Annotated in this window: 23 protein-coding genes and 1 pseudogene; 17 read left to right on the top strand and 7 right to left on the bottom strand. The window is 38.0% G+C overall.

What is annotated here, in order from left to right; all coding sequences use genetic code 11:
- Positions 1-33: 33 nt before the first annotated feature.
- A complete protein-coding gene (locus IEV41_RS19110) occupies positions 34-2,778 on the bottom strand; it encodes a DEAD/DEAH box helicase (protein WP_188390113.1) in 2,745 nt (914 codons plus the stop codon).
- Positions 2,768-4,384, bottom strand: a complete 1,617-nt coding sequence (locus tag IEV41_RS19105; RefSeq protein ID WP_188390112.1) for a hypothetical protein — start codon at positions 4,382-4,384, stop codon at positions 2,768-2,770. Before IEV41_RS19105 ends, IEV41_RS19110 begins: the two co-directional genes overlap by 11 nt.
- A 367-nt stretch (positions 4,385-4,751) precedes the next feature.
- Between IEV41_RS19105 and IEV41_RS19100 the strand changes: the two genes are divergently transcribed.
- Positions 4,752-5,489 carry a WecB/TagA/CpsF family glycosyltransferase gene (locus IEV41_RS19100; protein ID WP_188390111.1) on the top strand — a complete coding sequence of 246 codons (738 nt, stop codon included), beginning with the start codon at positions 4,752-4,754 and terminating at the stop codon, positions 5,487-5,489.
- A gap of 228 nt (positions 5,490-5,717) precedes the next feature.
- On the opposite strand, the gene IEV41_RS19095 is transcribed toward IEV41_RS19100, so the two are convergent.
- The 3 genes from IEV41_RS19095 to IEV41_RS19085 form a co-directional block, all read right to left on the bottom strand.
- Entirely contained in the window at positions 5,718-6,401 is a 684-nt protein-coding gene (locus tag IEV41_RS19095) for an N-acetylmuramoyl-L-alanine amidase (RefSeq protein WP_188390110.1), read from the bottom strand.
- Between the two features lie 142 nt (positions 6,402-6,543).
- Positions 6,544-7,764 carry a dicarboxylate/amino acid:cation symporter gene (locus IEV41_RS19090; protein ID WP_188390109.1) on the bottom strand — a complete coding sequence of 407 codons (1,221 nt, stop codon included), beginning with the start codon at positions 7,762-7,764 and terminating at the stop codon, positions 6,544-6,546.
- A gap of 107 nt (positions 7,765-7,871) precedes the next feature.
- Positions 7,872-8,642, bottom strand: coding sequence for a polysaccharide deacetylase family protein (locus IEV41_RS19085; protein WP_188390137.1), 771 nt, complete (start codon positions 8,640-8,642; stop codon positions 7,872-7,874).
- Between the two features lie 297 nt (positions 8,643-8,939).
- Between IEV41_RS19085 and IEV41_RS19080 the strand changes: the two genes are divergently transcribed.
- Positions 8,940-10,004 carry a glycosyltransferase family 4 protein gene (locus IEV41_RS19080; RefSeq protein WP_188390108.1) on the top strand — a complete coding sequence of 355 codons (1,065 nt, stop codon included), beginning with the start codon at positions 8,940-8,942 and terminating at the stop codon, positions 10,002-10,004.
- A gap of 181 nt (positions 10,005-10,185) precedes the next feature.
- Here IEV41_RS19080 and IEV41_RS19075 read toward each other — a convergent pair whose 3' ends face one another.
- The gene (locus tag IEV41_RS19075) at positions 10,186-11,448 is read right to left on the bottom strand and encodes an LCP family protein (protein ID WP_188390107.1); all 1,263 of its coding nucleotides are present in this window, start codon (positions 11,446-11,448) and stop codon (positions 10,186-10,188) included.
- Between the two features lie 168 nt (positions 11,449-11,616).
- On the bottom strand, positions 11,617-12,255 hold the full coding sequence (locus tag IEV41_RS19070) for a YigZ family protein (protein WP_188390106.1): 639 nt from the start codon (positions 12,253-12,255) through the stop codon (positions 11,617-11,619).
- 397 nt (positions 12,256-12,652) lie between these two features.
- Here IEV41_RS19070 and IEV41_RS19065 point away from each other — a divergent pair, with 397 nt between their 5' ends.
- The 15 genes and pseudogenes from IEV41_RS19065 (at position 12,653) to csrA (ending at position 25,030) form a co-directional block, all read left to right on the top strand.
- Complete coding sequence (locus IEV41_RS19065; protein ID WP_188390105.1) at positions 12,653-13,786, top strand: sensor histidine kinase; 1,134 nt, start codon at positions 12,653-12,655, stop codon at positions 13,784-13,786.
- A 47-nt stretch (positions 13,787-13,833) separates the two neighbouring features.
- On the top strand, positions 13,834-14,514 hold the full coding sequence (locus IEV41_RS19060) for a response regulator transcription factor (RefSeq protein ID WP_188390104.1): 681 nt from the start codon (positions 13,834-13,836) through the stop codon (positions 14,512-14,514).
- Between the two features lie 383 nt (positions 14,515-14,897).
- On the top strand, positions 14,898-15,296 hold the full coding sequence (gene tnpA, locus IEV41_RS19055) for an IS200/IS605 family transposase (RefSeq protein ID WP_188390103.1): 399 nt from the start codon (positions 14,898-14,900) through the stop codon (positions 15,294-15,296).
- An 11-nt stretch (positions 15,297-15,307) separates the two neighbouring features.
- A pseudogene (locus tag IEV41_RS19050) lies at positions 15,308-16,421 on the top strand (RNA-guided endonuclease TnpB family protein).
- 276 nt (positions 16,422-16,697) lie between these two features.
- Positions 16,698-17,540, top strand: a complete 843-nt coding sequence (gene fakB / locus IEV41_RS19045) for a DegV family protein (protein WP_188390102.1) — start codon at positions 16,698-16,700, stop codon at positions 17,538-17,540.
- Between the two features lie 222 nt (positions 17,541-17,762).
- Positions 17,763-19,262 (top strand): ATP-dependent helicase ComFA, encoded by a 1,500-nt coding sequence (locus IEV41_RS19040; protein ID WP_188390101.1) that lies wholly within the window; start codon positions 17,763-17,765, stop codon positions 19,260-19,262.
- Entirely contained in the window at positions 19,240-19,950 is a 711-nt protein-coding gene (locus tag IEV41_RS19035; protein ID WP_188390100.1) for a ComF family protein, read from the top strand. The genes IEV41_RS19040 and IEV41_RS19035 overlap by 23 nt, the downstream gene beginning before the upstream one ends.
- Before the next feature lie 62 nt (positions 19,951-20,012).
- Positions 20,013-20,417 (top strand): TIGR03826 family flagellar region protein, encoded by a 405-nt coding sequence (locus IEV41_RS19030; protein ID WP_188390099.1) that lies wholly within the window; start codon positions 20,013-20,015, stop codon positions 20,415-20,417.
- 14 nt (positions 20,418-20,431) lie between these two features.
- Positions 20,432-20,704, top strand: a complete 273-nt coding sequence (flgM, locus tag IEV41_RS19025) for a flagellar biosynthesis anti-sigma factor FlgM (RefSeq protein WP_188390098.1) — start codon at positions 20,432-20,434, stop codon at positions 20,702-20,704.
- A gap of 32 nt (positions 20,705-20,736) precedes the next feature.
- Entirely contained in the window at positions 20,737-21,228 is a 492-nt protein-coding gene (locus IEV41_RS19020; RefSeq protein WP_188390097.1) for a flagellar protein FlgN, read from the top strand.
- 22 nt (positions 21,229-21,250) lie between these two features.
- Positions 21,251-22,810: a flagellar hook-associated protein FlgK gene (gene flgK, locus IEV41_RS19015; RefSeq protein ID WP_188390096.1), complete on the top strand. Its 1,560-nt coding sequence runs from the start codon at positions 21,251-21,253 to the stop codon at positions 22,808-22,810.
- 10 nt (positions 22,811-22,820) lie between these two features.
- A complete protein-coding gene (gene flgL / locus IEV41_RS19010; RefSeq protein WP_188390095.1) occupies positions 22,821-23,693 on the top strand; it encodes a flagellar hook-associated protein FlgL in 873 nt (290 codons plus the stop codon).
- A 59-nt stretch (positions 23,694-23,752) separates the two neighbouring features.
- On the top strand, positions 23,753-24,328 hold the full coding sequence (locus IEV41_RS19005; protein WP_188390094.1) for a DUF6470 family protein: 576 nt from the start codon (positions 23,753-23,755) through the stop codon (positions 24,326-24,328).
- 13 nt (positions 24,329-24,341) lie between these two features.
- Complete coding sequence (gene fliW / locus IEV41_RS19000; protein ID WP_188390093.1) at positions 24,342-24,788, top strand: flagellar assembly protein FliW; 447 nt, start codon at positions 24,342-24,344, stop codon at positions 24,786-24,788.
- Positions 24,789-24,790: 2 nt separating this feature from the next.
- Positions 24,791-25,030 carry a carbon storage regulator CsrA gene (gene csrA, locus IEV41_RS18995; RefSeq protein WP_188390092.1) on the top strand — a complete coding sequence of 80 codons (240 nt, stop codon included), beginning with the start codon at positions 24,791-24,793 and terminating at the stop codon, positions 25,028-25,030.
- Positions 25,031-25,179 lie beyond the last annotated feature (149 nt).

The following is a 25,179-nucleotide window of genomic DNA, read 5'->3' as shown; positions in this document are numbered from 1 at the left end:
CAAGCTAGTTACTTCTAACTGGCTTGCCCTTTTTTAACCGCCTAACAATTCTTTTAATTCTTGTGTTGATAGCTCGGTAATCCACTGCTCGCTTGTAATGATAGCGTTATTTAATGCTTGCTTCTTCTCCAACATGTCATCAATTTTTTCTTCTAGTGTGCCGGTGGTAATGAGCTTATGCACATGGACGAATTGCGTTTGTCCGATACGATAAGCGCGGTCTGTTGCTTGGTTCTCGACAGCAGGATTCCACCAACGATCAAAATGAATAACGTGATTTGCAGCAGTTAAGTTCAAACCAGTTCCACCAGCTTTTAGTGAGAGAATAAGAATTTTAATATCATTGCTTTGAAGGCGTTCGATCATGGAATCGCGTTCTTGCTTACGAACGCTACCGTTTAAGAACAATACTTCTTGCCCTGTTTGTTCGCTTAACAATGTTTGAAGAATTTCGCCCATTTGGATGTATTGGGTGAAGATAAGACAGCTCTCGTTCCTCTCTTGGATGTTTGTGATTAATTCAAGAACAGTCTCCATTTTGTTAGAACGTGAAATTACGTCTTGTGGTTCTTCTTCTTTTAGATAGAGTGCGGGATGATTACAAATTTGTTTTAACTTATTAAGCATCATCAAAATATAACCGCGGCGTTCAATACCAGATAACGTTTCTACTTTCTCAACAGTATCACGTACAAGCTGTTCATAAAGAGATGCTTGTTCAACCGTTAATGCACAATATTCTTTCTGTTCTTGCTTACTCGGTAAGTTTAGTGCAACGTCTTCATCTAACTTCGTTCGACGTAATAAAAATGGCTGAATGAAACGTTGTAGCTGTTCAATCGTCTCTTGATCACGATCTTTCTCGATTGGTGAGACGAAACGTCGTGAGAAAGCAGGGAGTGATCCTAAATAGCCAGGATTCAAGAAATCGAAGATTGCCCATAATTCACTTAAGCGATTCTCCATAGGTGTTCCTGTTAGTGCGATTTTATGATGTGCATGGAAAGAACGGATGGCTTTCGATTGTTTTGTATCTGCATTTTTAATATTTTGTGCCTCGTCTAAACAAATGGTGTTCCATGTATATGATTGGAACTCTTCTTGATCTAGTTGTGCTAAAGCGTATGATGTTAAGATGATATCTGTTTGTTTAATGGAACCTGGGAAGTCATCACCTTTCGCACGATTTGCTCCGTAATGGAGATGAACGTTTAAACTAGGTGCGAAACGCTCCATTTCCTTTTGCCAATTTCCAAGTACCGATGTTGGACAAATGATAAGAGATGGACCGTCGAGTAAGCCATTTTCTTTCGCATATAAGAAATAGGAAATGGTTTGTAGCGTCTTACCAAGTCCCATGTCATCTGCTAATAATGCGCCGAAGCCAAGTTGCTTCAAGTGAAGCATCCATTCAATCCCCTTCTGTTGATATGGACGAAGTGTTGCTTGTAAGCTTTCCGGTATTTGAACAGGTGGTACTTCACTAATCTCCGTTAACCGTTTCATTAGCTTTGAGTAGTAGTCATCTAACTCAATAATGACTGGTGTCTCAACGCCCTCTTCTTGTTCTTTCTTCGCGAATTCTTGTTCCAAAATATCTTTGAAATGAAGCCCTTCTTTATTGGCTTTATCCATCATTGTTTTTACTTGTTGTATAAATGCTGGGTCTAATTTAATCCAGCGTCCTCGAATGTTCAGTAAGCGACGATTTTCATCGACTAACTGGTGAAAGTCATCTTCTGATAATTCAATATCTTGCGTAGAAATGCGCCAGTTAAATTGAACGAGTGTATTCATGCCAACAAAGGAAGGGGCACGGCCTGTCGATGCTACTTTCGCTTTTAATGATAAGCGAGATTGCTTCAGGGCTTGCCACCATGAGGGAAGATGAATGTCAATTCCGGCATCGAGTAGCTTCTCGCTCGTTTCAGTTAAAAATGTCCATGCTTCTTGTTCCGTTATTTCGTGTTTACATGTACCATTTTCTATTAGCCATGGAGCGATATTTCCCCATCCTTCGAAGGTGCGCATAATACGGTCATGGTATTCTTCCCATCTTTTTGGTAGCTTCTTTCGCTCATCATATGCATATGAGTAGTTGCGCTTTCGTTTATCATGAAGAAATGGGGTTAGGCGCCAATAGTTACTATTTTCAAGCGGTTCATCGAGTGAGAGGCTGAAAGTAAACGGTGTATCATCTTCTAATAAACCGATTTTTGTAAGCCAATCCTCCTCATCAACAGCTGTTTGCAGTTGTGCTTTGGCATAAGATGTGTAGGTATGTAAATGTTTAATCCGTTCCCACTTTTCCGTATGTATATAATCCTCTTTGCATGCATGTTCAACAGCATACGAAAGCCAACGTTGTAGGAGAGGATCATCAATATCGTAATCCATGATTCGCCAACTCATCGTATCATTTATCCAGTCTGACATCGAAGGGATAACGTTTCCTTCACGGTACTCTTCGATGAGTGGTGCTAGTGTATAACGATAGTAATCGGCATCTTTTCCCCAGTGGATGTGAACCAATTTATTTTCAGGTGCTGTACCAAAGAAGTCAAATGCAAGATGTGGGGGGAGCAGGACACCTTGCATGTTATTTTGTTCTACTTCTTCAACAAATGAACCGTAACAACTTGCATCATGCCACATGAAGACATGATGTTTCCATGACGAAGGAGGTAGAAGATGACCGTCTGCTTCTTCCGCCCAAATGAACACGCCGTCTTCTTCTAAAAATTGACTATGTAACGTCATATTCGTTCTAGTTATCATCTATTAATTTTCCTTTCTTTAATTCTTCCTGGAATGCACGGAGACGAGAATGAGTAGCTGAAAGCCGTTTAACATATACTTCCCATTCTGACAATCGCTTCTCTTTTCGATAGATAGTACGCAACTTCTTTAAGTAACGAATCGCTTGCTTGTAGCTAGGGCGGTTCTTCATTGAAATGTAGTGCGTAATCCAGTAATGATAGAGTGGAATTAGCGCCTCACGATCGTGTTTTTCTACAATTTTGACGTATTCCGCTGCTTCATAAAAGGGATCCATTTTCACAAGCATTTGGAGTTCTGCCCATGTGCGATATTGCTTGTTGTCGATGACATAATCACAATAATACACGTAACTAAATGGAAGGAGCTCTTGTAAGATGGTGTCATATCCTTCTTTCATATGCTCTTCATATAATGGTAAAAGATGCATTATGAGCTTCTTCGCCTCATAATAACTTGTATGAGGGAGTTTCTTTTGTATGGCCTGATACCAATGTAATAGCCAATTTTGAATACGTTCGTCTTCATGTTTTTCATCTAGATATAGAATCCAATCTGTAAGAATATAGAATGGCAGCTCCTGCAGCATATCGAGTTGCTCTATAGCTGCTTTATCATTACCTAGTAGGAAGTGAAGGTGACATAATTCGTAATGGAGTTGTTCTCCTTTTACACCTTTTTGAAGAAGTACTGATAATCCTTCTACTCTTTCTTTCGTGAAACCTCGTGGATGAAGCAGTCTTGTCCATACTAAACGATACATATCGAAGGCAGGTTCAAAGTGCTCGCCGCTAGTTGATAAGACGATGTCCAGTTGTTTTTCTATTCGTTTTAATGATGCCTGATGCTCGTTTGGAAGAAGTGTCTTCGCAACGTTGTAGGTTGTATATTCAAGATCCTCTACGAAAGTATCAATGTGCTGACGTAATGTATTTGTATTGAAGAAGGATGAATTATTTTCCTTTTGAAATGATTCAAATAATTTTTCCACTGAAAATAGAAGTGCATGGAGGCGAAACATCCCATTTAACACTCCTTTTTTTGGTGCTCGTGCTTCTAATGGTTTGTAATATTCATAATAAATGGTATGGGATATTCTTTTCGTATAGTAAGAAGATTGTAACCCCTTCACATATTTGTCATATTGTTCATCGAAGTAACGGAACCAACTATCTAAATCTTCCTCTTGATACGTTGTTCGTTGTAAGAGTGAACTTGCTCTTTGAAGTCCTTTCATTACGATGGTAGGTCTCTCTTGTTGTTTCCACATGCTCAAGATATCTCCAACTGCCCCGTAACTAGAAGCGCAATAGAATAGGACAGCTAACATATGCTCACAGTTCTCTGTTTCGAAGCAATCGCATCTATTTTCATCATAGTCTAGTAAATCAATAGAGACAGATATGATTTCAGCATCGTCTTCGACTGTTGCTTCAATCAGCCCTTCATCAATAGACACATTATAGACATGCCCTTTACGATAAAGTTGTAATCCACTTTGGAAACGATGGCGATCATACTCGTTATGGGGATCTAGTGTTTCGATGCAAGAAGCGGTATATTGAAGCAATTGGTCTTTGTTTAATTGCTTTTGTAACATAATCATCTTCGGTCCTTTCTTACGTAATAGCGTATCTATCCATTATAGCCACTTTTTTTGGAAAATAATATTATAGAGTATTTCTGAAAATATATGATGAGTAAATAGGGAAGTTTTCATATGTTTATTTTGAATAATATAAAACAAGCTCAACATTATTGATAATAGATTGATAGAGTATGTCTAGTAAATTAAGGTACAATAATTATGAGAGTGCATGGTAATTTTGTGACTTACTATTATGAGGGTTGAGAAGCAATTAGTTTTTTTGTAGTAAATCTTAATTGGAGCATAGTGGGAATAGTATTCAATAGAAATGAAATTTGATATGATAAGATAATCATGTCAAATTTCATTAAGTTGGTGGAAAGAAATGAAGAAAACGATCGATGTATTAGGGGTATCATTTATATATACAACACTAGCAGAATTTATTGCAAAGCTATGTGAATATGCTAATAAAGGCGAGAAGAAATTTATTATCACAGCAAATCCAGAAATTGTGATGTTGGCACGAGAGAATGAAGAGTTCCGTGAACTTATTCAACAAGCTGATTATGTATCAGCAGATGGTATTGGTATTGTCAAAGGTGCAGCGATGCTTGGAACACCACTTCCAGAGCGGGTGTCAGGTTACGATACACTTCTTGGTATATTACGCACATCAAACGAAACAAAGCGTAGTATTTATATGCTAGGTGCGAAAGAAGAAGTTCTTGAACAAGCAGTTGTGCGTATTCGTCATGATTATCCGAATGTATGTATTGCCGGATATCATCATGGATTCTTCGATTGGGAAGATGATAGTATTATTAAAGAAATTCAAGAAACGGAGCCTGACTTTATCTTCGTAGGACTAGGTGCACCGCGTCAAGAAAAATGGATTCACCATCATCTTCATATGGTGGAAAAAGGGGTTTTTATGGGTGTAGGTGGCAGTTTTGATGGTATTGCTGGCAAAATGAAGCGTGCTCCGAAAATTTGGCGAAATCTTCATTTAGAGTGGTTATATCGTTTATTTAAGCAACCCTCACGTTGGCGCCGTATGTTGGCATTACCACGTTTCGTGTTAGAGGTGCGTAAAGAAAAGAGACGAAGAAAGAATAGATAAGTATTAATAAAGGTGTGTTTATTTACTATATTATTCGTAACTTCCACATAATGATATAGTAAGCATTTTTTCTTAGTTGTATCGCTTTTCATTAGAAAGAACATGCTGTATCAAATTTAAGCAACATTCTTTTAAATACCTGTTAAATGTATGTATTTTCTATAAAATATAGTGAAATTCGGAAATAGTGAAAAAGGAGATGTATATACATCTCCTTTTTCACTATTTCTATTCACGTTTTTTCTTATACATATACCAACCTGGAAATGCACTTTGTATCTTATTTAGTGCATCATCTACATCTGCTTCAGAGAATCCACCAACAATTATGTCATAAATAGGAGAGGATGGTGGTTGAACTGGTTTCAGTCCGAGAATTGTTGCGACTCCTCGTGCATATGCAGCGCTTAAGTCATTTAAGAATGTTTCGTTCTTCATTAGGTTTGCATCAAATGTAGTGTCGATGAATGCTGCTTCAGTAAGAATAGCATCCATGTTTGTTTTTCGTAGAACATAGAAGTCAGCTTTTTTCTTGCCGCGATCCTTTAAGCCGTACTTTTGGAGAACAGGCACGACTGCGTTATGGAAAATATCTCGTTTTTGAGCTGTTGGACCTGTGGAAGAGAGGCCACTATAGATGTAATCTTCATATCCAGTGCCACCACCAGCATTAATATGGATGCTTAGGAAGAAATCAGCGTTTGCATTATTGGCGATTTGACAACGCTGATCTAAACTTACATATGTGTCAGACCAGCGTGTTACGCGTGCATCGGCGCTTTGGTAGTAGGTAAGGAGATAGCTTTGTACTTTTGCAGCAATTGTATACGTTAAATTCTTCTCGACTAATCCGTTTCCAGTACCGCCGCTATCACTTCCACCATGTCCAGGGTCAATGATAATAATAGCCATTTTTATTCCTCCTTTTTTCTAGTAGTATATGTGATAGAAATATTTTGGTTTGTATTTCTATCCACATTATATATAGCAAAAAGAGAAAAATATGTGTTAAAAATAAAAAACCTCTCTATTTTTTAATAGAGAGGATAGGTGCTTACATTATCATTTTATTTTCTAACCAATTCTTTCCTTCTATTAGACGAGCAACCATCATACTACATACGTTGTCACCTGTTGCATTTAGCATCGTGGCTGGTGGATCGATAATGGTACTGATTGCAGCAATAATTGGTAGTGCTTCTGGGGGGAATCCATATAGTGAAATAATTAACATTTCACCAATCATCCCACCACTTGGAATTGCACCCATTACCGTGCCGCAAAGGATTGCAACGATAATAGCACTCACTAGTGTTGATGTACCAGAGAAATCCATGCCGAATACACCGAATAAGAAAGCTATTTTTAAGATTCCGCCTAATACAGAACCGTCTTTGTGCAGAACGGCACCGAGTGGGACAACCGTTTCATTCACGTCTTTTGGGACACCCATTTTATTTACTGCTTCTAAATTCGCTGGGATTGATGCAGCACTACTGCATGTTGCGAGTGATGTAATTGTTGGAGAGAACATGTTTTTCCAAAATACATTTACACCTTTTCGTTTTCCTGCCATAAAAGCGAAGATTGTGAAGAAAACGAAAAAATATAGTAATGAAATAGGATAGTATATTAATGCAGCACGTACATATGTGCCGAGTAAGGATGGTCCGAATTCACCTACTAATGCGGCAAAGTAGGCACCTAACCCGATTGGTGCGTAATACATAATCATTGATACAATTCGTAAGAAAACCTCTGCACCTGATTCTAAAAAATTCGCAAATGGTTTTCCTTTTTCACCCATCATCGTTGTGGAAATACCAACTAAAATTGAGAAGAAAATAAGTGCTAACATATTTTGTCGCGATAATAAATGTGTGAAATCAGACACAGTAAAGATACCAACGATTTGATCAGCAACTGAGATGTTTTCAGTTGTTTCGGGTGTTACTAATTCAATGTTTACACCCGCTGCTGGTGGAATGATTTTCACAACGGCAATCATGAATATAGCCGAAACAAGTCCTGTGAAAATGAATACAGCCATCATACTAGACATAATTTTACCTAGACGCTGTAAGCTTTGCATGTTTGCGATTGCTGATGCAACGCTAAAGAATACTAGTGGAATTACAACGGTGAACATTAAGTTTAAGAAAATATCCCCAAATGGCTTCAGATGTACAGCATCTGTGCCCATATAATGACCAATTATTCCTCCGATGAAGATAGAAGTCACTAAAATAATGGGGAATCGATAAGCTTTTAACAAATTTGTTCCTCCTTCATATATAATTTTCTACATGTTTTTTGACAGCAGATTTCTATTATACGTTGTGTAGGAGTGTTTTTCTAGGGTGGAAAATTGGTTCTGGTGTACTACAGACGGTGGTCTTTCCAAAAGTTTACCTGAATGTGGTGTGCTGGGTGGTATGTGACAAGTTTGTATCCTTTTTCTTGTAGCACATCAATAATTGTCGGTAGTATTGCCACAGTAATGTGGAGATCGTGCATTAAGATGACTTCAACTGGCTTGGTTGCTTGTTGTTTGACACGGTTAATAATGGTATTTGGACGATTTTTGTCACGCCAGTCGTATGTATCGATTGTCCAGTCCCATAGTTTATAGTTAGAGAGGACGATGTCATCGCGATAATGTTGCTTTAAGTAAGGCATGCTGCCATAGGGAACTCGTATAAGATTCGTATCGACATGAGCTGTACGTGCCACGAGGTTTTGTACTTCACGCATTTCGTGTAATAAATTGTTTGCGTTGCCGTTATACAATATTTTAGCATCATGGGTCATACTATGTAGACCGATATAATGTCCTTCAGAGACAATTTCTTGGACGATTTGTGAATGTTTCTGAATATTGGATCCGACTAAGAAGAATGTTCCTTTCGCTTGCTTTGTTTGTAAAATATGTAGAATTTGTTTCGTATATTTATTTGGTCCATCATCGAATGTTAAGTAGGCAATTTTGCCGCTCTGTATTTCTGCTTCATTATATAAGCCAGAATGTTGAAATGAATGTAAGGAAATTGGATTTGTGACAATCCGCTTTGAATGAGTTGGTTGTTCGTCCGCTAGTCCTTGTTGTGGTGTAAGCGTAAAGATACATATGCATAAAATCCAGGTTTTTATCATGTTTATTTGCATTGTCCGTGCCTCCTTTACGAATGGATACGTTTCTGTTGTTAGCATATACGAAAGAAGATGTTCTTACTCTTTAGATAAGTATGAAATTAGTGGTAATACAGTAAGTTTTTTATTTGTGTATTTTTATAAGTGTGGTATAATCCTGTTTGAAGTGTTTGCTAGATTGGTAGTATACACCTATATGATGGTAAAAATTTGAAAATTAGTATTAAAGATGATATTAAAGGTGATTTTATAATAATAAAAAATGAATTTTAGGATAATATATGAACGAGGAGGTTCAGCATGTATCTGGCCTTGTTAATCTGTTTCGTCGCTTCAATTGTATTGACACCATTTGTGAGAAAATTAGCCTTTAAAATCGGCGCTACGGATAGACCAAATCATCGAAAAGTGCATCAGACAATTATGCCACGATTAGGTGGATTAGCGATATATATTAGTTTCATGATTGGAAGTTTTATGATTTATCCAGATATAGATAATAAATACCTTGCTCCGCTTTTAGCCGCAAGTTCGATTATTGTGTTAACAGGAGTAATTGACGATATGTATGGAATTTCTCCGAAAGTAAAATTAAGCGGACAGTTCATAGCAGCGTTTATCGTTGTTTTTTTCGGTGGAATCTCAGTGGAAACAATTAACATACCATTCGGTGGCGAAATAGAGTTCGGTTATTTAAGTATGCCATTAGCGATTATATGGATTATCGGAATTACGAATGCAATTAACTTAATTGACGGCTTAGATGGTTTAGCAGCAGGGGTTTCGGCAATTGTCGTACTATCGATTTCAGGTGTTGCTTGGATGATGGGAGATATATTTGTTTTTAGTATTTGTCTTATTCTATTGGGAAGTATTTTAGGTTTTTTACCTTATAATTTTAACCCAGCAAAGATTTTCATGGGAGATACGGGATCGCTATTTTTAGGTTTCATGATTGCAGTGTTGTCGTTATTAGGATTTAAAAGTATGACGGTGATTTCACTTATCGTGCCAGTTATTATTTTAGGTGTACCTATTTCAGATACATTATTTGCGATTATTCGTCGTTTAGTAAACAAACAACCAGTATTCTCACCAGATAAATCACACTTACACCATTGCTTATTAAATTTAGGTTATTCACATCGTCAAACAGTGTTAATCATTTATGCAATTAGTGCATTTTTCGCGTTAATGGCAATGTTATTTGCACAGGTGAACGAAGTAGGTTCCATTTTTGTTATTGTCATGTTAGTGTTAGCAATTGAATTATTAGCGGAGAAAGTAGGACTGATTCATAAGAATTATCGTCCACTTCTGAATTTCGTTCGTGGTGTTCGCTATATGGATAATAAGAAGCAGTAAGAATATACAAGCCCTGTCTTTAAAGACGAGGGTCTTTTTATGTAGAAGATTACTTGTTATGTGTAAAAATGAGTAATTAGGCAGAAAAAGTCTAATTATAGAAGGTTGGGTAAACTTGTAAAGTTATTAAGAGAATAATGAAACAAAAGAAGCTATCGCGTGCGGTAGCTTCTTTTGTTTTTTAATTATTTGTTCCGTTTGGTACGGATTGTTTATTTGCTGAATCTGTTTTGTTTGTAGATTCAGCTGATTTATTCTTATTTGTCGATGTTATTGACGTTTCACCCATATTGTCTGATCTTTCAGATGGTTTTCCGGTCGTTCCATTTGTTGATTGTTGTTTTTCTTTCTTGGTTTGTTTTGGTTGTTCTATTTTCTGATTAACAGGTTGTTGCTTTGTTTTTTGTTGCTCTTTTTGCGTTTTTGTTGCTCCCGTCGCTGGAATAGTAGGAGTGGATTTTTTTGCTGGTAATTCTAAGTGCGTGCGTAAATCTTGTTGAAGTAATCCTAACTTCTTTGGATCAAGAATGTAATAGTAGGTACCATCAATTTTCCCATCGGTACCTTCTAATTGCAGTTTCTCCATTTTTAAACTTCCGATGGATACGGCATATTTATAGAAGGATGTGATATCCGATAACGTCATGTTGGTTTTTACGTTATCACCAAGAATGCTTAATAAATTATCTAGTTTGAAAAGTGTATTTGCAGATATTGCTTTCTTTGCAATTGCTTCAATAATAAGCATTTGACGTTTGCCTCGTTCTAAATCACTATCAATTTTGCGTGTGCGTGCTAATGCTAATGCTTCTTCACCGTTTAATGTTTGAAGGCCTTTTTCGATTTTGATAGCACCTGCTCGATCCTTGCTATCTTGTTCGGTGAAGGATACAGGAACATCTACTTCAATCCCTCCGAGTAAGTCAACAATCTCAAGGAACGATTCGAAGTTCACTTTCACATAATAATCAACAGGAACATCAAGTAAGTGCTCAACTGCGTCAATCGTACCTTCAACCCCACCATATGCATGAGCATGGTTGATTTTATCCTTCTTTTTTGTCTTCGGAATCATTGTATAAGAATCACGAGGGATACTAAGTAATTTTACGGACTTCTCCTTCATATTAAATGTTGCATACAGAAGTGCATCTGTGCGAGTGGCATCTCTATATGAATCTTTTCGTGTTTCACTTTCATCTACTCCCATGATGAGTAGTGAAACGTTATCTTTGAGCGGTTGTACAACGCTTTCGCGCATATCAGATTTCTCGCCGCGACTTAATGGCGCATTCGCCTTCTCAGCAGCATTAGCAGCTTGGTTTAATAAGTAACCAGCATAGGCGCCAGTACTACCGAAGAAGAAAACGATAACGAGAATGATATATGGGAAGATTTTTCGTTTCTTCTTTGTATAAAGTGTTGCTCTTGTTCGATCAGCCAAATGATTCTCTCCTTTGAAAAACAATAATCATGACGTTACACGGGTATGACTACCACTTTTGTTTATTCTCTCATGTGGTGGCTTGTGGCACTCTTCAGCTCTATTGGTAAGTGAATGGATGAAACGTGTAATTGTTCCAATTGTATAACTTTTTGTAAAATTGGTAAATTATTTTTTCACGTCTTCTTCTAAGTATAATTGTTCGCCTTCTTTAATAGTACTTTGTCCATTCGTTAATTCAGTCATCCAATCTACAAAAGCTAGTTTTTGACCTTCTTCTACGAATATTTCAAATTCCACATTTTCCAAGTAGTGTGTGTCTTTCACGCGGTAGATGGACGAACGCAATTCATTTTCAATTTTCCCAACCCATGTGTAATCGATCTTGGCATGCATGACACGCATTAATGTACACTCGACGACACCTGTATGGTTTAATCCTTCTGATGTGCTTTTTCCGTACGCACGAATAAGTCCACCAGCACCTAGTTTAATGCCACCAAAGTAGCGTGTTACGACGACGACCGTATTCTTCACTTGTCGCTTCTTTAGTACTTCTAACATCGGAACACCAGCTGTTCCACTTGGTTCTCCATCATCATTAGCCTTTTGAATATGATTATGTTCACCAATAATATAAGCAGAACAGTTATGTGTGGCATCCCAATGTTTCTTTTTTATAGCTTGAATGAAAGCTTGTGCTTCTTCTTCCGTTTCAATACGATTCACATAGCTAATGAATCGAGATTTTTGAATAATTATTTCGTGTTCACCGTAGCCTTTGACTGTATAATAATGTGCTAACATTTAGTTCACACTCCCTTTTGTAATCTGAATATTTCTACCTTTAGTATGTATCTTTTTTCCGTCTTGTAAGGAAGAAAGATGCAGTCGATATTCCTATCATAGCAAAAGATAGTCCGTTCGTCATAAAAGGTTGGAAAGAGTTAGACCATTTGTGAATATAATGAAATTTAGTGTATGGTTTTGCTATTTAACGTAGTATAATAAATTTATATATTAAGAAGATTGCTATTTACGTAAATGTATTTTTTGGTAGATAGTTCGTTCAATGAATTAGCTCTTGCGGAAAGCGGTCCTCCATCTTCTTTGCTAGCTTAGAACTTTGAAGTAAGTATCTTGGTGTGAGTTTACGCAGGAATGAATATATTAGTGAAGCTATACTGGGGGATTTAGAAAATCAATGCAAAAGGTCGATACGCAATCATTAGACGTTATTATTAATAAAATGATTAGTACAGTGGAAGCAAGTAAGGATGAGGTATTCGAGTTTGGAGAAAGTGTAAGAAGTGAGAATGAGCGACTTAGTAGTGAACTAGAAGTTGTGAAGATTGAGCTACGTACACTTATCGAAGAAGTAGACAGGTTCGAAATTGAGGCGAAGAAAGCACGCCAATATTTGTCAGAATTAAGTGCTAACTTCCAGAAATATAGTGAGAATGAAGTAAGAAAAGCGTATGAAATTGCTCATATGCATCATTTGAAAGTGATGACGCTTCGAAATGAAGAGAAGTCATTAGTTGTTAGGCGAAATGAGTTAGAGCAGCGTATTAAGAACGTCAAGGAACAAATCGAACGAGCAGAACGAATTAGTACACAAGTATCGGTTGTCTTAAATTACTTAAATAGTGATTTCAAACAAGTCGGGGAACTGGTGGAGAATGCGAAGCAGAAGCAAGAATTTGGTATGTGCATTATTGAAGCACAAGAAGAAGAAAAGCGCCGATTATCTCGTGAGATTCACGACGGCCCAGCGCAAATGTTAGCACATTTAATTTTACGTGCAAATCTTTTTGAACGCATCATTAAACAAAAAGGCCAGGAAGCGGTTATTGATGAAGTAAAAGGGATGAAAGAATCCATTCGAGATACGTTGTATGAAGTTCGTAAAATTATTTATGATTTACGACCGATGGCATTGGATGATCTAGGACTTGTGCCGACGCTTCGTAAATATTTCGAGACGATGTCGGATTATCATCATATTGAAATTGCGTTCCAACCAATTGGGAAGTGGAATAATACGACGTATCCACGTATGGCTGTTGCATTATTTCGATTAGCGCAAGAGTCTGTACAAAACGTATGTAAGCATGCAAAAGCAACGAAAATTGATGTGAAGCTTGAATTTATGCATAATCAAGTTTCTTTGCTTGTCCGAGATAATGGACAAGGGTTTAATTTATTAGAGCGTAAGGAGCAATCTTTTGGTTTGACAGGAATGAGAGAGAGGGTAGACCTACTTAATGGTACAATCGATATTCGTTCGAAAGTAGGAGAAGGAACATTGATTTCTGTTCGTGTCCCAATCGAATAAATGTACGCATGAGGTTGGCTGAATTGAAGTAGAAGGAGTTATATGCTGTGAAGAAGACAAATGTTATTATTATTGATGATCATAAATTATTCCGTGAAGGAATTAAGCGTATTCTTGATTTTGAAGAAGATTTAGAAGTTGTAGCAGAAGGTGCAAATGGCGAAGAGGCACTGGAGCTTGTAGCCAAGCATCAAGCAGATATTATTTTAATGGATATTAATATGCCAATCATTAATGGTATTGAAGCAACACAACGATTAGTGAAAGAATATCCAGATTTAAAGATTATTATTCTATCTATCCATGATGATGAGAACTATGTGACGCGCGTATTAAATATGGGAGCTCGTGGTTACTTGTTGAAAGAAATGGATGCAGATACATTAATTGAAGCGCTAAAAGTTGTAGCAAGTGGTGGAGCATACTTGCACCCGAAAATTGCAGACAACTTAATTAAAGAGTTTAGACGTCTATCTGAAAATGAAGATTTATATAAGAAGCAAGAAATTGAAATTCAACGTCCGCTTCATTTATTAACGCGTCGTGAATGCGAAGTGTTACAAATGTTAGCAGATGGCAAGAGCAATCGTTCTATTGGGGAGTCATTATATATTAGTGAGAAGACTGTAAAGAACCATGTAAGTAACATTTTACAGAAGATGGCGGTAAAAGACCGTACACATGCGGTTGTTGTCGCAATCAAAAAAGGTTGGGTAGAAGTGAGATAATACCAATCTTCATCAATCATTGTACATATACGACAATTACTTTGTGAGTATACGTAGCTAAGTGACTTACAAATGTACAGAGCGTGTCGAAAATGACTTGAAAAGGTTGATAGTTCTTTGGTCAGAGATAGTTTAAGAAGATACATGAAACGAGGGAAACCGTTATGATTGGTTCCCTCGTTTTTTTATCATGAGGGTGCTAGAACATGCTTTTTTAACGCTCTATCCGAAAGAATTCTCCTTCCTCAAGCTTTTGCAGGGCGATAGCCCAGCGGTAGGTGGGAGATGAATTTCGGTTTGGCGTAGCCAAAAAGCACTTAACTGTGCTTTTTATTTTATCTATCATATAATCAGTCTTATATTATATAAAGGATGGTATATAAGTGAAATTAGATAGTAATAATCATTCAGTATTCTTATTGTATTATCATCTTGTATTGGTCGTAAAATACAGAAGAACTGTATTTGATGATGATATGTCAGACTATGCAAAAGATATGTTTGTACGGTTATCCGAGAACTACAATATAACGTTGGTGGAATGGAATCATGATGTTGACCATGTACATATCTTATTCAAGGCAAATCCTAATACAGAAATGACAAAATTCATTAATGCATATAAGAGTGCAAGTTCTCGACTGATTAAGAGAGACTTTCCACAAGTGAAAAAGAAACTTTGGAAAGAGATGTTTTGGTCAAGAAGTTTTTGCTTACTAACTATTGGTGGTTCACCTATAGACGTAGTAAAGAAATATATTGAAAATCAAGGTGAAAAGTGAGGTGAAATGGTATGACAAAGCATAATAAAGCATATAAATTTCGTTTGTATCCAACAGAAGAACAAGAATTTCTTATGCGTAAAACCTTCGGTTGTGTACGTTTCGTGTATAATAGGATGTTAGCTGAACGGAAAGAAGCGTATGAGACATACAAAGATGATAAGGAACAACTAAAGAAACAAAAGTTTCCAACTCCTGCAAAATACAAAGTAGAATTTGAGTGGTTGAAAGAAGTTGATTCATTAGCTTTGGCAAACGCTCAACTAAACTTGCAAACTGCATATAAGAATTTCTTTAGTGGTCAAAATGACTTTCCTACATTTCAAAAGTAAAAAAGCCAGAAAATCATACACAACAAATGTAGTAAACGGAAATATTATGCTCCTTAATGGTCATCTCAAATTACCGAAACTGAAAATGGTACGTATCAAACAACATAGAGAAATACCCCAAGAACATATTATCAAGGCATGTACGATTTCTATGACATCTACTGGTAAATACTATGTATCCATCTTAACTGAATACGAAAAAGAGATTGTACAAAAAGAAGTAGAAACAGTTGTTGGATTAGACTTTGCGATGGATGGATTATACGTTAGTTCTGAGGATGAGAAAGCCAATTATCCTAAGTTCTATCGTAAAATGTTAGACCAATTGGCAAAGGCACAACGGGTATTATCAAGACGTACTAAAGGCTCAGAACGTTGGAACAAACAACGTATTCGAGTAGCTAAGTTACATGAAAAAGTAACTAACCAACGTAAGAATTTCCTTTATCATAAGTCTAAAGAGTTAGTTACTAATTTTGATGTAGTAGCTATTGAAGACCTAAATATGAAGGAAATGTCACAAGCACTTAATTTCGGGAAGAGTGTCGCAGATAATGGTTGGGGCATGTTTACTTTTTTTGTAGCGTATAAACTCTAAGAACAAGGCAAACAACTTGTGAAAATGGACAAATGGTTTCCTTCTACTAAAACTTGTAGTAGTTGTGGCAATGTCAAAGATATGTCATTGTCTGAAAGAGTGTATTCTTGTATATGTGGTGCAAATCTCGATAGAGATTATAATTCGGCAATCAATATCAAAAATGAAGCAATACGTCTATTAGCGTTAGCATAAATGACAATGAAATAACCTTTGGAACAAGGGAGTTAGCTCGATTGTCTTAGGACTAATTCGTTAGCTATCAAAAGTAACGACTAATCGAGAAGCCCCCACTTCAAGTAAGTTCGTAAGAGCTACTAAGTGGTGGGTAGTTCACGAGAAGGACTTAGCATTCTGATTGGATTTATGGTACAGTAGGATAGGCTACGTATTTTTACGTTTCTAAATATAAAAATAAAGGTTATAATTGAGAATAAAACTGATTTTTGATAAGAGGAAGAGGTATAAAGTATGAGAATCGCAATTGTTACTGATAGTACAGCTTATATACCACAGGAAACGAGAGAAAAGTTAAATATACATATGATTCCACTTAATGTTATTTTTGGTGATGTTTCTTATCGAGAAGAAGTGGAGATTAGTGCGGAACAATTCTACATAAAAGTCCGTGAACAAGAAGAATTACCAAAAACATCTCAACCAGCTATTGGTGAATTTGTTGAATTATATGAGAAACTTTCGAAAGAATACGATCAAATTGTAAGTATTCATCTTTCTAGCGGTATTAGTGGTACGTATCAAGGTGCTATTACAGCAGGTGAGTTAGTAGAGGGAGCAAATGTATTCGCGTTTGATTCTGAGATTAGCTGTGAGGTACAAGGGTTCTACGCTATTGAAGCAGCAGAAATGGCAGCTGCAGGCAAAACAGTAGAAGAAATTATTGCACGTCTTAACGAAATGAAGCAATCAATGAGTGCATACTTCATGGTAGAAGATCTAATGCATTTACAACGTGGTGGTCGCTTATCGAGTGCTCAAGCATTCATCGGTAGTCTTCTACAAGTGAAGCCACTATTACACTTCGTTGATACGAAAATCGTCCCATTTGAAAAGATTCGTACGCGCAAGCGTGCAATCAAACGTATGATGGAACTATTTGAAGAAGTGGCGAGCGAAGGAAAGCCAATGAAGGCAATCGTCATCCAAGCAAACCAATTAGAAGAAGCACAAGATATGAAAGCAACAATTGAAGAACGTTATCCGCAAGTGGAAGTATCAATTGGATACTTTGGTCCGGTTATTGGAACACACTTAGGTGAAGGGTCTCTTGGATTAGGCTGGTATGTGAAATAAGAATGTACATGATAAGAGGTTGTCTACGTTAGCGTGGATGGCCTTTTTTGTTTGTGGAAAAGGATGGAATTGGTTCGTTTATGGAATCTCAGATGTTCGAATAAACCATCGATTTATTGAAAGAAGTCTACGTTGTTCTAGTAAGCTCTGTTATGAAATGTTTGGATGGATTTTGCTATACTAAAGATGTAACTTATTAATTTTAGAAAAGAGGTTAACTTTATGCGCTTTGTTCTGCAAAATCATATGCTGATTCTTTCCTCCGATTCAAAGGCACAACGGATTCATTCTTTTTCAAGTTGGGAAACCCCGCTGCAAGATTCATCTTACCAATTCTCGGCCGAACTCCAGCAACTACTGAGTGGCAAGAAACTCCTCCCCGATGAACTTCCTTTCCCACATGAATTTCTTCATGAACATTATCTTCATGGCTATCTCTCGTACCATTACGGTGTCACAAAAGAAAAATATGCGCACATATGCCATCGTTGTGGTAATACGAATCCTCATCGTTTTCACACATACAATTGTGCACGGTGTCAACAAATGTGTACGTATTGTAGGCATTGTATTCAAATGGGGCGTGTGAGTCAGTGTACGCCACTTCTCACATGGACCGGATCACAAGTTACCTTTTCTCCTTATGCATATGAAATTAATTGGACAAATACTCTTTCTCCCCCTCAACAAGAGGCTTCGACTAAATTAATTGAAGCCATCTATCAAGAACAATCTCTCCTCATTTGGGCCGTTTGTGGAGCTGGGAAAACGGAAATGTTATTCCAAGCAATTCATGCTGCCATTTGTAATGGGCAGCGAGTATGTATCGCTACACCGCGTACAGATGTTGTACTCGAACTACTTCCACGCTTTAGGCGTGTGTTTCCGAAGGTGCCGATTGCTGCATTGTACGGAGGTGCACCGCCACAACCAAGCCTTGCTCCTGTTGTTCTTTCTACTACACATCAACTTCTCCGTTATGAGCAGTCTTTTGACGTCATGATTGTCGATGAAGTAGATGCCTTCCCATACTCGATGGACCCTATGCTCCAGCATGCTGTTATACAAGCGAGTAAAAACCAACATGCCATTATGTATGTCACTGCTACACCATCTGCCAAATGGCAACAAGAAGTACGACAGAAGAAACGAGCGGCAGTTATTATCCCTGCACGGTACCATCGTCAGCCCTTGCCTGTTCCGAGGTTTCAGTGGTGCGGTACATATAAGAAGCAAATTGAAAAAGGATTTCTTCCACGCCAAATGATGAGTTGGATTCACCGTTACCTCACCGAAAAGCCAATTATGTTATTCGTTCCAAATGTTGCACTCGTTGAACAAGTGGTAATTCTGCTGCAACAGCTTCATCCTTCTATTACAGGTGTGCATGCAGAGGATATAGATCGAAAAGAAAAAGTACAAGCATTCCGAGGTGGTAAGATTCCACTTCTTGTAACAACAACGATTTTGGAGCGTGGTGTTACGATTGAAGCGGTGCAAGTAGCTGTACTAGGTGCAGAGCAAGATATCTTCACGGAAAGTGCACTTGTCCAAATTGCCGGACGGGCTGGACGAAGTATACGTGAGCCGACGGGAGAAGTCGTTTTTTTCCATCACGGAAAAACGACGGCAATGTTACTAGCGAAGCATCATATTGAGAAGATGAATAAGCAGGCAAAAGAAAGGGGGATGGTGGATCATGCAGAAATGCCTTCGATGTGAGCAAGACATGGTGTTGCCGACAACATGGTTTCATGTTGTGACGTGTCCACCATTGCCTGTGTGTTGTTCGGATTGCGAGAGGCAATTGGAGCGGATAGTTGGTGAAACATGTCTTGTGTGTCATCGTCCATTTTCAAGAGCAGAACAGCATTACCGAAAAGGAGATATGTGTTATGACTGTGTTCGCTGGGAGGGAGATGCGGAATGGAAGGATGCACTTCGTATGAATCACTCCGTTTATACGTATAACGATACGATGAAGGATGTTCTTGCGACAGCAAAGTTCCGCGGAGATATTGCCCTTTTTGCAATGTTTGAATCACCATTTCAGCAAGCATATACAACACATTTTCCTCATATAGACCTTGTTGTCCCAATTCCATTAAGCAATGAACGATTGTATGAGCGGGGATTTAATCAGGCGACTGTACTTGCAGCTTTCTTACCAGCACGAATAGAAGAATTACTCACCCGTACTCATACAGAAAAACAAAGTAAGAAATCACGTGCAGAACGCATACATGTTGAGAATGTTTTCCGTTATAATAAGTCTAACCGGCTTACAGGACAGTCCATTCTTCTTATCGATGATATTTATACAACAGGTTCTACGTTACGTCATGCTGCGAATATCTTACGTGAACAAGGAGCTGGAGAAATTTTCTCGCTTACTTTAGTGAGAGGATAGTTTACAAAATAGAATAAGAGCCGATATAGTACTTAGAACGAGTTATCACGGGAGGAAGAATGATGGGGGAAGTAATAAATTGTCCAAAATGTAACGCTTTATATATGAAATCAAATATACGTGATGTTTGCGTGAACTGTTACAAAGAAGAAGAGAAATGGTTCGATGACGTATATACTTTCTTACGTAAACGTAACAATCGTATGGCACTTATACCTCAAATTGTAGAAGGTACGGGTGTAGAAGAGAAATTGCTATTCAAATGGGTGCGTGCAGGACGATTACGTCCATCGCAATTTCCGAATCTCGGCTATCCGTGTGAGAAATGTGGAACGATGATTAGTGAGGGAAAGCTCTGCTCAAGTTGCACAGGTTACATTCGAAGTGAAATCGAAAAGCAATTGAAAGAAGAAGAACATCAAAAACAACTAAATCAAGTAGCGACATATAAATTTACACAACGATAAAGGGAGGGCTTTCTATGCGAATCAATTCATTCGGAGTGAATGGAATCAATCCATACAAACAACAGATGAATAAAATGAACAACATGGCAAAAGCAATGGCGAAAGAAGATAAAGTTGAAATTTCATCGAAGGCGAAAGAAATGCATGAAGTATCGAAAGTCGTCTTAGATCGTCAAGAGCGTGTAGAACAATTGAAACAACAAATAGAGAACGGTACGTATCAAATTGATTCGAAAGACATCGCAAAGAGCATGGCTAGTTATTACCGTAGTATGAAAGACAAATAAGCTGTAACAAGTAAAAGAAAGAAGGAAGTAGTGTGTTAGCACAACAATTGGTACAGAACTTAACAAAGCAGGTTGAAGAACATGAAGCACTGCTTCTTCTGGCGACAAACAAGACAGACATCGTGAAGAGCGGAGAGATTGAAGCGTTAGAGAAGACGATGAAGCAAGAACAACGTCATGTTCTTGTCATGCAGAAGTTAGAGGCAGAGCGAAAAGAGATTGTGTACCGTCTAATGAGTGGTCGTCCCTTTGAAGGCGCAGAACCAACTTTGTCTGAGTGTATCGAAGTTATCGAAGGGCAAGGGAAAACAGAACTATTACTTTTAATGTCGAAGTTAATTGAAGTTGTAAGGCAAGTGAAGCAAGTGAATGAGTTGAACCAAGCGTTGCTTTCGCAATCCCTTCAATTCGTGAATATGACATTAAGCGCAACAACACAGCAAGAGCCACCAACAACATACAGTAAGAATCAAGAGAAACAACCGAAGCGACAACCACAGTCGATGTTTAACGTACAGGCATAAGAAGAATGGGGGAAAACAGGGAATGCGTTCAACTTTTCAATCATTAGAAACAGCGAAGCGCGGTATGGCAATGCAACAAACAGCGCTACAAACACTAGGACATAACATTACAAATGCAAATACACCAGGATTCAGTCGTCAACGGGTTAATTTCCAGACGACAACAGCTTTTCCTAAACCAGGAATGCAAGCACCATTTTTACCAGGGCAAGTAGGAACGGGCGGAGAGGCTGGAAGTGTACAACGTATACGCGATAATTTCTTAGACTTACAGTTCCGTAAAGAAGTAAATAAGCTAGGATTCTACGGCGCGAAGACAGATGCACTGAAGAAGATGGAAGATATTATGAATGAACCATCAGAAGACGGCTTATCTAAACAATTAAATAACTTCTGGAAATCACTTCAAGATTTAGCGGTTAACCCACAAAATTCAGGGGCACGTTCAGTTGTATTAGAACGAGGAAAAGCTGTAACTGAAACATTCCATTACTTATCGAACTCACTGAAAGACGTACAAAAAGATTTGAATAACCAAATTTCTGTCACAACAAAAGAAGTAAATTCACTTATTGAACAGATTAGTAATGTGAACAAGCAAATCGCAGACGTCGAGCCGCACGGCTACTTACCGAATGACTTGTACGATGAGCGTGACCGTCTTGTTGACCAATTATCAGGGTTAGTGAATGTGAAAGTATCTTATGTTGAAAGTGGCGGGATGGCGAAGCCAGAAGCGGAAGGACGAGCTTCTATTGAATTGCTTGATGCTAATGGAAGTCCAATGGGGCTACTAGTAGATGGCTTAGACTTAAATACGAAACCGAACTACTTAACGGTGAATTACGAAAGCCGTCCGCTTGGCGAAGCGAGCTACGTGACAGGTATTACAGTTGGACCGAATACTATTCCAATGAAAGATTTCGCATCAACAGGCAAGTTAAAAGGGTTAATCGACTCTTATGGATATGTAGAGAACGGTACACCTCGTACGATTAAAGGTGAATATCCAGAAATGCTACAGCAACTGGATCAATTAGCGGGATCATTTGTTATTGCATTTAACGAAGCTCACAAGCAAGGTTGGACGTTAGATGGAGATACAGGGAAAGACTTCTTCGATCCAACGAAGTTAACGGCAGATTCTATTTCTCTAGCTATTAAGAGCCCGACAGAAATTGCTTCAGCAGGTCAACCAACGACGTCAGGTGGAACAGAAAACAAAGGTAATGGAGATAATGCGCTGAAACTAGCAGAAATTCTTCGTGGCAAAATTACAATTTACGGTGATCCAGCTACGAAATCAAATCCAAAAGAAGATACGATGGATAGCTTCTATCAAGGGATGATTGGAACAATGGGTGTACGAGCACAAGAGTCAGAGCGTTTAATGAATAATAGTAACTTATTAGCAGCAAACGTGGAGGATCGTCGTATGCAGGTAAGCTCCGTTTCTTTAGATGAAGAGATGATCAACATGGTAAAGTACCAACACGCATACAACGCTGCAGCACGTAACATCACGCTAGTAGACGAAATGTTAGACAAAATCATCAATGGCATGGGCCTTGTAGGAAGGTAGGGACTAGATAATGCGCGTAACACAAGGAATGTTATCCAATAGTATGCTACGTAACTTAAGTAGTAGCTATCGACACTTAGATACATTAAATAACCAAGTTGCAACAGGAAAGAAGATTACACGACCATCTCAAGATCCTGTTATCGCAACAAAAGGAATCGGCTACCGCACATCTGTAGCGGAAGTAGAGCAATTCCAGCGTAATATCAGTGAGGCACATTCATGGATTGAATCAGCGGATGATGCGTTGAGCAAAGGTGTAGATGTACTTCAACGTTTCCGTGAGTTAACAGTGAATGCGGCAAATGGAACGAATGATGATTCTGCTCGTGAAGCAATTGCACAAGAATTAGAGCAGTTAAAAGAACATTTAGAGACAATTAGTAATACGAAATACGGTGAAAAATATATCTTCAACGGTGCAAATACGACAACACAACCTGTCGATTTAAAAGCGGGAACATTTCCTAATGGGTATACACCGGTGAATATTCAAGTATCACCTAATTCACATGTTGAAATCAGTATGGATGCGACAAGTCTTTTTAGTAAAGCAACATTTGATGGGTTAGATGATGTAATAGCGAAAGTAAGAAGCGGTGAATCGACGGCAATCAGTAACTCCATTGCGAAAGTAGATGAGATTAAAGAAGGTTTCATTTCAGAACGTTCTGCAGTAGGTGCTCGACAAAATCGTATGGAATTAATTGATGAGCGCCTGCAAACACAAGAAGTAATCGCAAAACGTGTTATGTCTGAGAATGAAGATGCAGATATTGAAGAAGTCATTACACAGCTAAAGATGCAAGAAATGGTACATCGTGCGTCACTTGGAGTAGGTGCACGTATTATTCAACCAACATTAATGGACTTTTTACGTTAAATACATGAGAGGCTATTCCTAGTGAATAGCCTTTTCTATACATAGCGGAGGTGAAGAAGATGAATTTGTCGCAAATACGTATCCAATCGACACCTATTCAGCATAGGATTAATATTGAAAAGCCTGTTCAAGATATTCAACAACCGAAAGCTGAGTTGCAAATTGAACAAGCGAAGTCGAAATTAAATATTGAAACGGAAAAAAGTGAGCTAACAATTGATAGTCAACAAGCTCGAGATGAAATTGATTTAAAGAGTATCCGTACTCGTATTGAAGAACATGCACAATTAGGATATAAAGCGTGGTTAGATGCAATAGGGAAGATGTCATCTCAAGGTGATGAATTAATGCGCATTGAGAATCGTGGGAATGTTATCGCAGCGCAAGCAGAAGAGAATGGATCTGCTCCCATTTACGATACGAATATCGCCTTTATTCCTTCATATGGTAGTGTGAAAATTAATTATAAGCCAGCGAAAGTGAATATTTCATTTGATACGACGCCAGCAAATATACAAGTGAAGTTAAATAAACCAATCTTGAATTATACGCCAGGAAAAGTAACAGGAAGCATCGAGCGTTGGAATTCCTTGCAAATTGACTATACAGGCGTAACAATTGATGTAACGAAATAAAGGAAGTGATTCTATGAACATTCAAACGAAATATAACGGCGAAGTGATAATTGGAGAAACAGACATTATCGCCTTTGAAAAAGGAATACCGGCATTTGAAGAAGAGAAAGAATTTATCATTCTGCCATTAGGAGAAGGTGTTCCATACTACGCGATGCAATCGATAAAGACACCGAGTTTAGCATTTGTTATTGCTGACGTATTCTCTTTATTCCCAACGTACGATATTGAACTATCGCAACACGAAGTAGAGGAATTAAAGATTCAACATCCAACAGACATAAAGGTATTCACAATTTTAACAATCCATGAACCGTTTGAGAAATCAACAGCGAACCTACAAGCACCGATCATCGTGAACACGAAGGAACGAGAAGGGAAACAAGTTGTTCTCTCAAACGTACCGTACACGTTGAAACATTCTATCGCCGAAGTGCTTTGTGAAAAGCAGGAGGTGTAGGGATGTTAGTACTGACACGCAAAATAAAAGAAGCAATCATGATTGGAGATGATATCGAAATTTCTGTTGCGGCTATTGAAGGTGACCAAGTGAAACTTGCTATATCTGCGCCGAAACATATCGATATACATCGAAAAGAAATCTATTTATCGATTCGAGATGAAAATAAACAAGCAGTTAATACGCCAGATAGTTTTATAAACTTCCTTCAAAATAGTAAAAAAAATAATGAAAACGATTAAACAATGGAAGGTTCGACCGATATAAGTATTGTACGGATTTATCTGTATATAAATAAACCACATGGAAGTGGGACAAACACATTCAAGGAGGAATAATACAATGCGTATTAATCACAACATTTCAGCATTAAACACACACCGTCAAATGG

It is taken from the genome of Priestia taiwanensis, from assembly GCF_014638355.1.
Lineage (GTDB): Bacteria > Bacillota > Bacilli > Bacillales > Bacillaceae_G > Priestia_D > Priestia_D taiwanensis.
Note: the sequence above shows the minus strand (reverse complement) of the source record. Positions and strands in the feature narration are given on the sequence as shown.